Below are 13,251 nucleotides of genomic sequence, written 5' to 3'. Positions count from 1 at the left end.
CCATGACCACCGCCACCCTTGAGAAGGCCGCGACCGTCGAATTCCGGTCGCTGCGGCGCGAGTTCGGCGCCACCGTCGCTCTCGACGGACTCGACCTGACCGTCCGGCCGGGCGAGTTCCTGGCCCTGCTCGGCCCGTCCGGCTGCGGCAAGACCACGGCGCTGCGCATGCTCGCCGGGTTCGAACACCCCGACTCCGGCGCCGTGCTGGTCGACGGCGAGGACGTCACCCACGTCCCGGCGCACCGCCGTGACGCCGGGATGGTCTTCCAGTCGTACAGCCTCTTCCCGCATCTGAACGCCGTCGACAACGTGGCGTTCGGACTGCGCATGCGCAAGGTGCGCACCAGTGAACGGCGGGCGCGAGCCGCCGAGTTGCTGGACCTGGTCGGGCTCGGCGACAAGGGGGAGCGGTTCCCGCACCAGCTCTCCGGCGGCCAGCAGCAGCGCATCGCGCTCGCCCGCGCTCTCGCCCTGCGCCCCCGGGTGCTCCTCCTCGACGAGCCGCTGTCCGCCCTTGACGCCAAGGTCCGGCTGACCCTCCGCGAGGAGATCCGCCGTCTCCAGCAGGAACTCGGCATCACCACCCTGTTCGTGACGCACGACCAGGAGGAGGCGCTGTCCATCGCCGACCGGGTCGCCGTGATGCGCGCCGGGCAGCTCGAACAGTGCGCCGAACCCGCCGAGTTGTACGGCCGTCCGGCCACCGCCTTCGTCGCCGAGTTCGTCGGCACGATGAGCCGGATCCCGGGGACGGTCAAGGAGGACACCGTCGAGGTGCTCGGGCAGCGGCTCCCGGTCGACGGTCAGGCGCCGGGTGCCGGCGAGGTCGACGTCCTGGTGCGGCCCGAGGCGGTCCAGGTGCGCGCGGACGGCGCCGGTACGGCCACCGTCGTCGCCACCGCCTTCCTCGGCGCGGTCGTCCGGGTCACCGTACGGCTCGCCGACGGCACGGAGGCCAAGGCCGACCTGCCCGCCCACGACGCCGCCGAACTGGGTGCCGGATCCGCCGTGAGCGTGTCCCTGCCCGAGCGGCCGGTACTCGTGGCGGAGCGCGCCCGGAAGTGACGCGACCACCCGTCAGCAGCGCATTCACCATCATCAGTGAGGAATGACAACAACGTGACCCCCCACCCACGACACCCGCTTCAGGCCGTCCTGTTCGACATGGACGGAACGCTCGTCGACACCGAGCGACTGTGGTGGGAGGCAGTGGAACAGGTCGCCGGGCGGCCGCTCACCGAGGCCGACGAGCCGGAGGTGCTCGGCCGGCCGGTGGAGCACACCGCCGACTGGCTGGCCTCGGCCACCGGCCGGCCGTCCGCCGATCTCGCGGCCGGCCTGCACCGGGAGTTCGCCGACCGCGTCCGTACCGGCATCGTGCCCCGCCCCGGCGCCCTCGACCTGCTGGACGCGCTGGCCGCGGCCGGCGTCCCCACCGCCCTGGTCACCGCGTCCCCACGCGCGGTCGCCGACCTCGTCCTCGACGCCCTCGGCCCCGGCCGGTTCGCCGTCTCCGTCACCGCCGACGACACCGGACGCACCAAGCCCGCTCCCGATCCGTACCTGGCCGCCTGCCGCGCCCTCGGCGTCGACCCGGCGGCCTGCGTGGCCGTCGAGGACACCGAGACCGGGGTCGCCTCGGCCGAGGCCGCCGGCTGTGCCGTCCTCGCCGTGCCCTCGCTCGCCCCGATCGCCGGCGCGCCCGGCCGGACGGTCCGTGACACCCTGGCCGGGGTCACTCCGAAGGAGCTGAGCGAGATGGCCGTACCGGAACTCCGGGTGATGTCCTGGAACCTGTGGCTCGGCGGCAGCCGGGTCGACGACCACCGGGCCAAGCAGCTCAAGGCGATCATGGACGCGGGCGCGGACGTCGTCGGCCTCCAGGAGACCGGCGGGACCAGCGCCCGGGAACTCGCCGAGGCCCTCGGCTGGCACCACCACACCGCGGGCGAGAACCTCGGGATCATCAGCCGCTTCCCGGTCACGGCCCGCCTCGGCGACCCGGACGTCGGCTTCTACGGCGCCGCCGGGGTGCGGATCGCCGTCCGCCCCGGCCGCGAGGTCGAGATCTGGACCGCGCATCTGCACTACACGCCGTACGGGCCCTACGAGTTCCACTTCGACGGGCTCGACGCCGAGGAACTGGTCGCCCACGAGGAGGTCCGGCTCGGGCAGTTGGGGGAGGCCCTGCGGCGGATCGGGGACGGAGACGTACCCGTGGTCCTGGTCGGGGACTTCAACTGCCCCTCCCACCTGGACTGGCCGGCGGTCGCGTGGCCGGTGACCAGGGCCGCCGAGGAGGCCGGGTTCCGTGACTCCTACCGGGAGGCGCATCCGGACCCGGTCGCCGCGCCCGGCCACACCTGGTCGCCGATCCACCCCGTCCACGAGGACGGCAGCGGGCGGCCGGAGCCACAGGACCGGATCGACTACGTGCTGCACCGGGGGCTGCGCGTGCTCGACTCCCGGACCTGGGTCACCGGCACCCCGGCGGCCTGGCCCGAGGTGGCGGGCAACGACTGGCCCTCCGACCACGCGGCCGTCGTCACCACGTTCGCCGTCGGGCCGTAACCAGGGGTTACCCGGGGCAACCATTGCGGTCGGGGTCGCGATCCCGTAGTTTGTGCGGGCTTCCCTTACTGACTGGTAACACCGGTAGGTAACCCATGCGCTGGCCTGTCGGCCGACCCACCACTGTCCGGGCGCGGATCGTGGCGCTCGCGCTCGCTCCGGCCGTCGCGCTGACGGCCCTGTGGAGCTTCGCCATGGTGTCCGTCACCGCCGAGCTACGCGCGCTGATCCGGCTTCAGGGGGTGTACGACGACTTCGGCACCCCCGTCGACACCGCCGTCGGGCAGATCCAGATCGAACGGCGGCTGTCGGCGGCCTACCTGGGCGGCCGCCCGGACCCGGCGGCCGCCACCGGCCTGCTCGCCCAGCAGCGGCACACCGACCGGGCGGTGCAGGCCATGCGGGACGCGATCCGGGACGGCGACCGCGGACGCCTCAGCGACCGGCAGCGCGAGTCGCTCGCCGCGATGGTGACCGCCACCGCCGGGCTGGAGAGCCTCCGCGGGCAGGTGCTGTCCCGGAGGATCTCCTGGGACGGGGCCGTGGCCGCCTACAGCGCCCTGGTGGAGCCCGGCTTCGACGTCGAGTCCACCCTCACCGCGCTGCAGGCCGGACAGCTGGCCCGGGAGTCCCAGGTCGTCGTCGAGCTGGTGCGGGTGCGGGAGTTCGTCTCGCGCGAGGACGCGCTGGTCGCCGGGGCGCGGGCCGCCGGACGGCTCACCGACGCGCAGTACGACGCCCTCACCGCGGCCATCGAGGACCGGCGGGTCTTCGAGCGGACCTACGTCCCCGACCTGCCGTCGGACTCCCGGGCGCTGTTCGAGACCTTCCGGCGCGGCGCGCTGCACCGCTCGCTGGTGGGCGGCGAGGACGCGCTGCTGCGGGCGGGCGCGGACCGGGCCGGGGCGGCCGTCGCCGCGGACACCTGGCGGTCGACCACCGACCGGGCCGTCAAGCGGTACATGCTCCTGTGCACCCGGTCGGCCGAGAACTCCGCCGCCCGTGGACGGGCCTTCGCCTACCGGGAGTTGACCAAAGCGGCCGTGGTCGGCGCGGCCGGGCTCGCGGCCGTGGGCCTCTCGCTCCGGTTCGCGGTGCGCGGGGCGCGCCGGATCTCGCGCCGCCTGGAGACCCTGCGGGACGCGGCCGATCTGCTGACGGCGCGCCAACTACCCGCTTTGATGGCGCGGTTGAGTGCCGGTGAGGACGTGGACGCGGTCACCGAGGCGCCGCCGCTGGCCGCCGGGGAGGCCGGGGACGACGAGATCGGCGACGTCGGCCGGTCGTTCAACCGGGCGCGGCTGGCCGCCGTCGAGGCCGCGGTCCGGCAGGCCGCGCTGCGGCGCGGCCTGTCCGCGGTCCTCCTCAACATCGCCCGCCGCAACCAGGCCCTCGTCCACCGCCAGCTGAAACTCGTCGACACGCTGGAACGGCGCACCGCCGACCCGGCCGTCCTGGCCGAGCTGTTCCGCATCGACCACCTCACCACGCGGATGCGCCGGCACGCGGAGAGCCTGATCATCCTCTCCGGCGCGGCTCCCGGGCGGCGCTGGCGGGGGCCCGTGCCGGTCGCCGACGTGGTGTCGTCGGCGGTCGGCGAGATCGAGGACTACCCACGGGTCGTGGTGCCGCCGATGCCCGAGGTGGGCGTGGCCGCGGACGCCGTCGCCGATGTCGTGCACCTGCTCGCCGAGCTGCTGGAGAACGCCACCGTGTTCTCGCCGCCGCACACCCAGGTCACCCTGCGCACCGGCCGGGTCGGCCACGGCTTCGCCCTGGAGATCGACGACCGGGGCCTCGGGCTCGACGCCGACCAGCTCGCCGAGGCCCGCCGCACCCTCACCGACCCCGGCGCCTTCGACCCGACCCGGCACGAGCGGCTCGGCCTCTACGTCGTCGGCCGCCTGGCCGCCCGGCACGCCATCGAGGTGACCCTGCGGGAGTCGCCGTACGGCGGGACCACCGCGGTGGTGCTGCTGCCGACGGCGGTGCTGGCGGAGCCGGAGAGCGCCCGGCAGGGCAGCGGGCGAGGGGGACCGGCGTCTGCGGCGGAACCCGGGGGAGACCGGCCGGCACCGGCGGTCGGCGTGCCGCCGACGTCCGGCGGCACGGCGGCCGCGACGCACGGCGCGGACGGTCCGGGCCGCGAGGCGCGGCCGCCGTCGTCCCGGACGGCGGCCCCCGCTCCCGAAGCACCGCCGGCCCTGCCCACCCGCACCCGTCAGACCTCCCTCGCCCCCGAGCTGCGCACCGGCCCGCCGGTTCCGGACCGGTCGGTCACGCGCGATCCGGACGCCGACGAGATGCGGGCGGTCTTCGGCGCCTTCCAGCGGGGCCTGGACCGGGGCCGCAGGGGGATACCGACCGGACCCGAGGAGCCGCACCACACCGAGGAAGGAACGCGTGCAACCAATGACCAGTGACACCCACCCCAAACCCCCCACCCCACCCTCGGCCCCCGCCTCGGCCTCGGGCTTCGGTTCGGTGTCGGGTTCGGCCTCGGCCTCGGCCTCGGGCTTCGGTTCGGTGTCGGGTTCCGTCCCGGCCTCGGGCTCCGACTCGGTGTCGGGTTCTGCCTCGGCCTCGGGCTCCGACTCGGTGTCGGGTTCCGTCCCGGCCTCGGGCTCCGTCCCGGCCTCGGGCTCCGTCCCGGCCTCGGGTTCCGCCTCGGCCTCGGGCTTCGGCTCGGTCTCCGTCGCTGGTCGTGGCTCTGTTTCTGCTGAGGGCGCTGCCTCGGTCCCGGTCTCTGTGCGCGCCCCCGGCTCTCCCTCCGCTCCCGCCCCGCGACCCCCCGTCGGTCCGGAGTCCGTCGACCGGGTCGGGGCCGGGCTCGGGTGGCTGCTCGATGATCTTGTTGCTCGGACCGACCATGTTCGGCAGGCCGTGTTGCTCACCGCCGACGGGCTGCCGCTGAGTCACTCCGAGGGGATGCGGCGGCGGGACATCGAGCATCTCGCGGCCGTCTGTTCCGGCTTCCACAGCCTGGCCCGGTCGGCGGGGGACCGGTTCGGCGCCGGGGAGGTGCGGCAGACCATGGTGATGCTCGACGACGCCTATCTCTTCGTCACTCCGGCCGGGCACGGCAGCCGCCTCGCCGTGCTGAGCGAGAGCCGTACCGACGTCGGCCAGCTGGCCCACGAGATGGCCCTGCTCGTCCGCCGGCTCGGCGGGCACCTGGACGCCGCCGCGCGCTCGGCCCCCTGACGACCGCGGTGAGCGACGAGCACTGGTACGAGGACGAGACGGGCTCGCTGGTCCGCCCCTACACCGTGACCCGGGGCCGTACCGAGCCCTCCGGACGGCATGCCATCGATCTGATGTCCCGGGTCACGGCCGTGGACAGGGGAGAGGACGCGGGCCGACCGGGCGTCGACCACGCCCGAGCCGCCCTGCTCGCCCTGGTGCGCCGAGACGCCCGGCCGGTCGTCGAGCTCGCCGTGGACGCCGACCTGCCGCTCACCGTCGTACGCGTGCTGCTGGGCGACCTCGCCGAGGCCGGCCTGGTGCGGATCGACGCGCCGCGCCGGGTGGAGCCGGCCGGCCCCGCCGCCGACCCCGAACTGCTGAAGGAGATCGTGGAGCGGCTGCGGGAGCTCTGAGCCCCGGCCCCGCGCAACGAATCGCCGCCGGGCCCCCGGCGCACGCAACGAACCGCTCACCGGCACGCAACGGCTCCGCCTTGTCCGGCCCGGCCCGGCGACCGTACGGTCTAAAGGGCCCAGAACCCCCTGCGTACCGGTGAGGATCCCGCATGCGTACCGCCCTGCTCCAGAGCTCCGGCCGCCCCGGCTCGACCGTCGAGAACCTCAAGGTCCTCGACGAGACCGCCGGCCGGGCCGCCGCCGCGGGCGCCGCGCTGCTCGTCGCCCCGGAGATGTTCCTGACCGGCTACTCGATCGGCGACGACGTCAGCCGCCTCGCCGAGCCCGCCGACGGCGACAGCGCGGACGCGATCGCCGAGCTGGCCCACCGGCACGGCCTGGCCATCGCGTACGGGTACCCGGAGCGCGACGGTGACCGCGTGCACAACTCCGCCCAGCTGATCTCCGCCGACGGCACCCGGCTCGCGAACTACCGCAAGTCCCACCTCTTCGGCGGCTTCGAGCGGGACCACTTCACCCCGGGCGACCAGCCGGTCGTCCAGGCGGAGCTGAACGGCCTCACCGTCGGGATCATGATCTGCTACGACGTGGAGTTCCCGGAGCTCGTCCGCGCCCACGCCCTGGCCGGCACCGACCTGCTGCTCGTTCCGACGGCGAACATGCACCCGTTCGAGCTCGTCGCCGAGTCCCTGGTCCCGGTGCGGGCCTGGGAGAACCAGATGTACGTGGCCTACGCCAACCGCATCGGCCAGGAAGGCGAGTTCGAGTTCTTCGGGCTCTCCGCGCTGGCCGGACCCGACGGGGTCGCCCGCGCCCGCGCCGGCCGCGGTGAGGAACTCGTCCTCGCCGACGTCGACCCCGCTCTGCTGGCCGCCTCCCGCGCGGCGAACCCGTATCTGAAGGACCGCCGCCCCGGCCTCTACGGGTCCCTGGCCTGACCTTCCTCTTCCTTCCCCTTCCTCCGCCGTCCTCCCCCGCTCCACCTCACGCATGCAGCAAGGAGTCCGTACCCCATGACGTCCACGGTGCCCAACGCCGTCGAGCACGCCGACGAGCAGCAGCCGCCGATCACCATGTTCGGCCCGGACTTCCCCTACGCCTACGACGACTTCCTCGCCCACCCGGCGGGCCTCGGCCAGATCCCGGCGACCGAGCACGGCACCGAGGTCGCGGTCATCGGCGGCGGGATGTCCGGCATCGTGGCCGCGTACGAGCTGATGAAGATGGGCCTGAAGCCGGTCGTCTACGAGGCCGACGAGATCGGCGGACGGCTGCGGACCGTCGGCTTCGAGGGCTGCGACCCCTCGCTGACCGCCGAGATGGGCGCGATGCGCTTCCCGCCCTCCTCCACCGCCCTCCAGCACTACATCGACCTGGTGGGCCTGGAGACCCGGCCCTTCCCCAACCCCCTTGCGGAGGCGACCCCTTCGACGGTCGTCGACCTCAAGGGCGAGTCGCACTACGCCGAGACGGCCGACGACCTCCCGCAGGTCTACCGGGACGTGGCCGCCGCCTGGAACAAGTGCCTGGAAGAGGGCGCCGACTTCTCCGACATGAACCGCGCGATGCGCGAGCGGGACGTGCCGCGCATCCGCGAGATCTGGGCGAAGCTCGTCGAGAAGCTCGACAACCAGACCTTCTACGGCTTCCTCTGCGACTCCGAGGCCTTCAGGTCCTTCCGGCACCGCGAGATCTTCGGCCAGGTCGGCTTCGGCACCGGCGGCTGGGACACCGACTTCCCCAACTCCATCCTGGAGATCCTGCGGGTCGTCTACACCGAGGCCGACGACCACCACCGCGGCATCGTCGGCGGCTCCCAGCAGCTGCCGCTCAGGCTCTGGGAGCGCGAGCCGGAGAAGATCGTGCACTGGGCGTACGGGACCTCCCTGAAGTCCCTGCACGAGAACGGCGAGCCGCGCCCCGCCGTGACCCGGCTGCACCGCACCACCGGCAACCGGATCACCGTGACCGATGCCAACGGTGACATCCGGACCTACCAGGCGGCGATCTTCACCGCCCAGTCCTGGATGCTGCTCTCCAAGATCGCCTGCGACGACTCGCTCTTCCCGATCGACCACTGGACCGCGATCGAGCGCACCCACTACATGGAGTCCTCGAAGCTGTTCGTCCCCGTCGACCGGCCCTTCTGGCTCGACAAGGCCGTCGACGACAGGGGAAACCCGACCGGCCGCGACGTCATGTCGATGACGCTCACCGACCGGATGACGCGCGGCACGTACCTCCTCGACGACGGTCCGGACAAGCCCGCCGTCATCTGCCTCTCCTACACCTGGTGCGACGACAGCCTGAAGTGGCTGCCGCTGTCCGCGCACGAGCGGATGGAGGTCATGCTGAAGTCGCTCGGCGAGATCTACCCGAACGTCGACATCAGGAAGCACGTCATCGGCAACCCGGTGACCGTCTCCTGGGAGAACGAGCCCTACTTCATGGGCGCGTTCAAGGCCAACCTGCCCGGCCACTACCGCTACCAGCGGCGCCTGTTCACGCACTTCGTGCAGGACCGGCTGCCCGCGGACAAGCGGGGCATCTTCCTCGCCGGCGACGACATCTCCTGGACGGCAGGCTGGGCCGAGGGCGCCGTCCAGACCGCGCTGAACGCGGTCTGGGGCGTCATGCACCACTTCGGCGGAACGACCGACGCGGCCAACCCGGGCCCCGGCGACGTCTACGACGAGATCGCGCCGGTGGAACTGCCCGAGGACTGACCGCCGGCGCCCGGTAGGGGCGCGGGGAACTGCGCGACCAGCCACGACGGCGCCGCACCCGACGACGGCGCCGCAGTCGGCGGACGCTCTGTCGCGGCAGACGGACGGTCTGCCGCGGCCTTGCAGAAGAGCGCGCTCAGACCCCGGCCGCCCGCGCCTTCTCGTACACCTCCGCGGCGACGTCCTTGAGTTCGCGGGCGTCGCGCGGGGTGCTCTGCAGGTCGATCAGGATCTCGTCCAGGCCGACCGCCGCGTGGGCCGCGAGGTCCTCGACGATCTGGTCGACGCTGCCCTGGAAGGGCTGGCGGTCCGGGCCGTCATAAGGCTTGGGCGTGTACGTGGTGTTGACCCGCACGACCGTCTGGATCGGTTCCGTGCGGCCGCGTTCGGCCGCCAGGTCCTGCAACTCGCGCCACTGGGCGGCGAGCTGCTCGACGCCCATGCCCACCGGCAGCCAGCCGTCCGCGCGGTCGACCAGTCGGCGCAGGGCCTTCCTGCCGTGCGCGCCCAGCAAGACCGGAATCGGCCGGGCGGGCTTGGGACCGACCACTGCGGAGGAGATCTTCGTGATCTCCCCGTCGAAACGCACGGGGTCGGGGCCCCACACCGCCCGGCACACGTCGATGAACTCGTCGAGCACCTTGCCGCGCTCCTCGAACGGCCGGACCCCGGCGGCCGCGTACTCGTCGAGGGACCAGCCGGTGCCCAGGCCCGCCACCACGCGGCCGCCGCTCGCCGCGTCCAGCGAGGCCAGGGACTTGGCCAGTTGGAAGGGGTTGTGCAGGGGGGCCACCAGCACACTGCTGCCCAGCCGCACCCGCTCGGTGGCCGCGGCGGCGAGGGTGAGGGTGACCAGGGGGTCCGCCACGTTCCGGTAGTTGTCGGGCCAGGGGAGGCCTTCGATGTTGTACAGGCCCTGGGTGGCGGGCTCAGGGAAGAGGGCCCGCTCGAACACCCAGACACTCTCGTAGCCGATCTGTTCGGCGGTGCGTGCCACGTCGGGGACGTCCGGGCCGAGGGAGTACTGCTGCATCTGGGGAAGAGAGAGGCCGAGCGGGGTGGTCATGCCGGTGCTCCTTTGCAGTCGGGTGCCTGCCGTCAACGTACGGCGGACGTCCGGGGATTCCGGTCAGGGCTCGCGGCCGACGAGATCAGGCCATCTCAGTCGCGCAGCGGGGTGAGCAGCATCCGGCCGGCCAGACCCACTGCCGCGTCCAGCCGTTCGGCGAACTCCTCGACCAGGTCCTCGAACCTGCGCAGCGCCCACAGCGCCCGCGCCGCCGCCCAGGTCGCGTCCCGGGCCCGCTCCAGGCTCCAGGAACCGAGCAGATGGGTCAGCGGATCGGCGACCTGGAGCACGTCGGGACCCGGCATCAGATCCTCGCGGATGCGCTCCTCCAGCGAGACGAGCAGGTCGCCGACGCGGTCGAACTCGTCCTCCAGATCTGCCGGTTCGCAGTCGAGCGTGCGGCAGGCGTCGACCACGGCCAGGGCCAGGTCGTGCCCGATGTGGGCGTTGATGCCGGCCAGCGCGAACTAACTGGAGTAGCATCACACGCTATGACGCTGCCTGTGCCGCGTGGAGAGAGGTTGCCTCTCCACGCTCCGAGAGTCGTTGGCGCTATCCGACTCAGCCGCTATCACGACTCCTCGACGTCGCCCGAAGTCCAAGAGGAGATGATCACGCTTGCTGCACACCGGGTCGGGGGCGTCATCGTCGGGTGGGCGAAGGATATCGACGTATCGGCTCTCAAAACCCCCCCCTGGGAGCGTGAAGAGCTAGCGCAGTGGCTTGACCATCCTGACCAATGGGACGTGCTGATCTGGCAGCGGATGGACCGCGCCGTGCGGTCCATGGCCGACATGGCAAATCTCGGTCGGTTCGCTAAGCAGCATAGGAAGCGGCTGATCTTCGCTTCCGGTCCAGGGGGCGACATGCTTGAACTGGACTTCGGTTCTGCCATGTCGGAACTCATCATGCTGATTCTGGCTTTCGCCGCACAGCTCGAAGGACAGACGATCGTCGAGCGAAACCAGGGTGCGGCTGCACGTCTTCAGTCACTGGGGCGATGGGCGGGCGGCCCAGTTCCATACGGTTTTCAGCCCGTTCGCAAAACCTTTCCCGACGGCAACGAGGGGTGGTGGCTGGGGGAGCATACGGAGACGGCCGATATTCGAAGGGTGGCTATCGCACGCACCATTGCGCATAAGTCGTATAGCTCAACAACTGATTGGCTCAATGACTCCGGAGCTGTCACGCCGGCTAACCACAGAGCACGGCTTGCCGGACGCGACGAGGACCCGGTAAGCCAATGGTCGGCTACGGTCGTACGATCAATGATGCTGTCGGGCATAAACCGGGGTCACCTCGTCACCCGTGAAGGAACCACCATCCGAAAGGGTGACGGCAGCCCCGTACTCCAGGGTGACGCACTGATCAATGACGAGACAGCCAGGCGACTCAAAGAGGCCGCTGAAGAGCTAGCGGTGGAGGTACTGTCGGCACCCCGTCGACGGGATGCACACGAACTCCTCGGCGTCCTCGTCTGCCATCACTGCGAAGGCAATATGCACACCGGAGTCCGTACGATGCCTGATGAGACGCGCGCTGAGGTCTTCCGGTGCAACCGCGACTCACACGGCAAGGGAATACCGAAGCCGACCGTCACAAAGGCTACGACGCTCGCGTGGGTACACGCTGAGTTCGTCAGTCGTTTCGGGTTCATGCGCCGTACTCAGTTGGTTCGTACCGCGGGAGTAGACCACCGACCGGAGATCGCAGAGTTGAAGGAGAACCTCACGGAGCTTGGTGAGCGGCTGCCGACGATGCGCGGTGCGGCTGCTGACGTCGTCGCCGGTCAGATGAACGGCATTGCCGCCCGGCTGGCGGAACTGGAGCAACTCCCCGTCATCCCGCCGCAGGTTCAGGAGATCGAGCTAGACACCACATGGGGAGACGCGTTCGTAGCCGCGACCGACGAGGGCAAGCGGCGGATTATGTTGGACCTGAGCATCCGTGTCACCGTCGGGCCGCCCACCGGATGGCGTCGGCCGGTTGGCGAGCGCCTTGCGATGACGATCAATCGCTCCCACCCTGAGCAAGATGCGCTCGACGACGTGGCCTACCAGGAGAGCCTCTGACGGTGCCGTGTAACAGAGAGCCCCGCCGGGACGTACCCGGCGGGGCTCTTTCACGTCTGCGGAGGCGTGCTCCACGGGCCGGCGGGAGCCCTTGGCGGAAGTTCATCGGTCCGCCCTAGGTAGTAGTCGACCCACGCACGCACGGAGGCTGATCGGTCGCTCTCTCCTGCCTTCGTCGCCTCGTCGAACGCGTCCCATGTCTCGTCGTCGATACCGCGGATGCCGCGGAGCTTGTGCTTGTGAACGTTGGCCATGCGCCCAGTCTGCCAGGGTGGTTGACCACCTGTCGAGCGTGTGCCACTATCGAGGTGGTTAACCACCCTCGACGCAATCAGCGCGGGAGGCTCGCCCAAGTCTTGGCGGACGACGAGCCTCCCGCTACTCCACGGAGGAGCAGCACGATGCTCGCACACACCATCCGTCCCATCCTCGTCCTCGGGAACGTCACCACGGCCGACAACCTTGCCGACGTCACCGCCTTCGCGTCCGACGTCGCGGACCGCCTCCGCTTCCCCGCCGTCGTCGCGACGCACCGGGACTACGACCTGTCGAAGTTCGAGGGTGTCGTTCTGGCCGACGGCTGGTCGGAGTCGTTCCCGTCGGCTGCACTCGGCTGCGAGGCGCTGACCACCGACATGTGCACCATGGAGGCCCGCGACGTCTACGAGTACGCCGTGAACACCACGTGCGGTCACTGCGGGGAGGTCGACCCCGAGGCGGCCCCGGTGTACCGCGACGGGATGTGGACCGTGTCGGTGTGCCCCGGATGCGTCAGCGCCCACGAGAGCCTGCGGTTCCCCGGCATCGTCCTCCCGGTCGCCGCGTGAGCGCCGCGGAGCGCGACCTCCGCGCCCTCCTGGAGGCTGTATGCGAGGCGCTCACGGTCCCGGGTGACGACTTCGGTGACCGGCGCCTGGCCGACAGGGCGCGTTGGGCGCGGACGACGATCCGGGGAGCGCTCGAAGATGATCCGGCTGACGTCGGATGGAACGTCGGCTACCTCCGCAGGAAGATGGCGGCGGAGGAGGAGGCCGCAAGTAAGTGACCGACAGTGACGGAAAGCCCGCGCAGCCCTTCGGCTGTAGCGGGCTTCCGCGCGTTCCGGGGGTGCCGTCGGCGAGGCGCGCAGGTGACGTTACGGGTGCTTCATCCCTTATGTGCGACTCGTGCGCCTCGTCCTCCCGTGCCGCGCCGTCGGAACTGTCCAAA

Annotated in this window: 12 protein-coding genes and 1 pseudogene; 10 read left to right on the top strand and 3 right to left on the bottom strand. The window is 71.5% G+C overall.

Features of this window, described 5'->3' with window-relative positions; genetic code table 11:
• Positions 1-2 precede the first annotated feature (2 nt).
• The 7 genes from IEZ11_RS41040 to IEZ11_RS41010 all read left to right on the top strand — a co-directional run bounded on the left by IEZ11_RS41040 (position 3) and on the right by IEZ11_RS41010 (position 8,901).
• Positions 3-1,067 (top strand): ABC transporter ATP-binding protein, encoded by a 1,065-nt coding sequence (locus tag IEZ11_RS41040; RefSeq protein WP_189268149.1) that lies wholly within the window; start codon positions 3-5, stop codon positions 1,065-1,067.
• A 54-nt stretch (positions 1,068-1,121) separates the two neighbouring features.
• Positions 1,122-2,573, top strand: a complete 1,452-nt coding sequence (locus tag IEZ11_RS41035; protein ID WP_189268148.1) for an HAD-IA family hydrolase — start codon at positions 1,122-1,124, stop codon at positions 2,571-2,573.
• A 95-nt stretch (positions 2,574-2,668) separates the two neighbouring features.
• Positions 2,669-4,996, top strand: a complete 2,328-nt coding sequence (locus tag IEZ11_RS41030; protein WP_189268147.1) for a sensor histidine kinase — start codon at positions 2,669-2,671, stop codon at positions 4,994-4,996.
• Positions 4,997-5,411: 415 nt separating this feature from the next.
• Complete coding sequence (locus IEZ11_RS41025) at positions 5,412-5,777, top strand: roadblock/LC7 domain-containing protein (RefSeq protein WP_229713666.1); 366 nt, start codon at positions 5,412-5,414, stop codon at positions 5,775-5,777.
• An 8-nt stretch (positions 5,778-5,785) separates the two neighbouring features.
• Positions 5,786-6,172: a DUF742 domain-containing protein gene (locus tag IEZ11_RS41020; protein WP_189268145.1), complete on the top strand. Its 387-nt coding sequence runs from the start codon at positions 5,786-5,788 to the stop codon at positions 6,170-6,172.
• Positions 6,173-6,324: 152 nt separating this feature from the next.
• Entirely contained in the window at positions 6,325-7,113 is a 789-nt protein-coding gene (locus tag IEZ11_RS41015) for a carbon-nitrogen hydrolase family protein (protein ID WP_189268144.1), read from the top strand.
• 75 nt (positions 7,114-7,188) lie between these two features.
• Entirely contained in the window at positions 7,189-8,901 is a 1,713-nt protein-coding gene (locus tag IEZ11_RS41010; RefSeq protein ID WP_189268143.1) for a flavin monoamine oxidase family protein, read from the top strand.
• Positions 8,902-9,037: 136 nt separating this feature from the next.
• On the opposite strand, the gene IEZ11_RS41005 is transcribed toward IEZ11_RS41010, so the two are convergent.
• Positions 9,038-9,967, bottom strand: coding sequence for an LLM class F420-dependent oxidoreductase (locus IEZ11_RS41005; RefSeq protein WP_189268142.1), 930 nt, complete (start codon positions 9,965-9,967; stop codon positions 9,038-9,040).
• Positions 9,968-10,062: 95 nt separating this feature from the next.
• Positions 10,063-10,437, bottom strand: a pseudogene (locus IEZ11_RS41000) (DUF5995 family protein); the annotation flags it as partial.
• A 24-nt stretch (positions 10,438-10,461) separates the two neighbouring features.
• Between IEZ11_RS41000 and IEZ11_RS40995 the strand changes: the two are divergent.
• Positions 10,462-12,042: a recombinase family protein gene (locus IEZ11_RS40995; RefSeq protein ID WP_189268140.1), complete on the top strand. Its 1,581-nt coding sequence runs from the start codon at positions 10,462-10,464 to the stop codon at positions 12,040-12,042.
• Positions 12,043-12,092: 50 nt separating this feature from the next.
• On the opposite strand, the gene IEZ11_RS40990 is transcribed toward IEZ11_RS40995, so the two are convergent.
• Positions 12,093-12,296 carry a hypothetical protein gene (locus tag IEZ11_RS40990; protein WP_189268139.1) on the bottom strand — a complete coding sequence of 68 codons (204 nt, stop codon included), beginning with the start codon at positions 12,294-12,296 and terminating at the stop codon, positions 12,093-12,095.
• Between the two features lie 147 nt (positions 12,297-12,443).
• Here IEZ11_RS40990 and IEZ11_RS40985 point away from each other — a divergent pair, with 147 nt between their 5' ends.
• Positions 12,444-12,869 carry a hypothetical protein gene (locus IEZ11_RS40985; RefSeq protein ID WP_189268138.1) on the top strand — a complete coding sequence of 142 codons (426 nt, stop codon included), beginning with the start codon at positions 12,444-12,446 and terminating at the stop codon, positions 12,867-12,869.
• The gene (locus tag IEZ11_RS40980; protein ID WP_189268137.1) at positions 12,866-13,087 is read left to right on the top strand and encodes a hypothetical protein; all 222 of its coding nucleotides are present in this window, start codon (positions 12,866-12,868) and stop codon (positions 13,085-13,087) included. Before IEZ11_RS40985 ends, IEZ11_RS40980 begins: the two co-directional genes overlap by 4 nt.
• Positions 13,088-13,251 lie beyond the last annotated feature (164 nt).

This window comes from Streptomyces fuscichromogenes (assembly GCF_014645815.1).
Lineage (GTDB): Bacteria > Actinomycetota > Actinomycetes > Streptomycetales > Streptomycetaceae > Streptomyces > Streptomyces fuscichromogenes.
Note: the sequence above shows the minus strand (reverse complement) of the source record. Positions and strands in the feature narration are given on the sequence as shown.

Bases quoted from the DNA above. Each gene is read 5' to 3' on its own strand.
- IEZ11_RS41005 (WP_189268142.1), bottom strand. From the start codon at position 9,967: ATGACCACCCCGCTCGGCCTCTCTCTTCCCCAGATGCAGCAGTACTCC.
- IEZ11_RS40990 (WP_189268139.1), bottom strand. From the start codon at position 12,296: ATGGCCAACGTTCACAAGCACAAGCTCCGCGGCATCCGCGGTATCGAC.
- IEZ11_RS41030 (WP_189268147.1), top strand. From the start codon at position 2,669: ATGCGCTGGCCTGTCGGCCGACCCACCACTGTCCGGGCGCGGATCGTG.
- IEZ11_RS41040 (WP_189268149.1), top strand. From the start codon at position 3: ATGACCACCGCCACCCTTGAGAAGGCCGCGACCGTCGAATTCCGGTCG.
- IEZ11_RS41015 (WP_189268144.1), top strand. From the start codon at position 6,325: ATGCGTACCGCCCTGCTCCAGAGCTCCGGCCGCCCCGGCTCGACCGTC.
- IEZ11_RS40995 (WP_189268140.1), top strand. From the start codon at position 10,462: ATGACGCTGCCTGTGCCGCGTGGAGAGAGGTTGCCTCTCCACGCTCCG.
- IEZ11_RS41010 (WP_189268143.1), top strand. From the start codon at position 7,189: ATGACGTCCACGGTGCCCAACGCCGTCGAGCACGCCGACGAGCAGCAG.
- IEZ11_RS40985 (WP_189268138.1), top strand. From the start codon at position 12,444: ATGCTCGCACACACCATCCGTCCCATCCTCGTCCTCGGGAACGTCACC.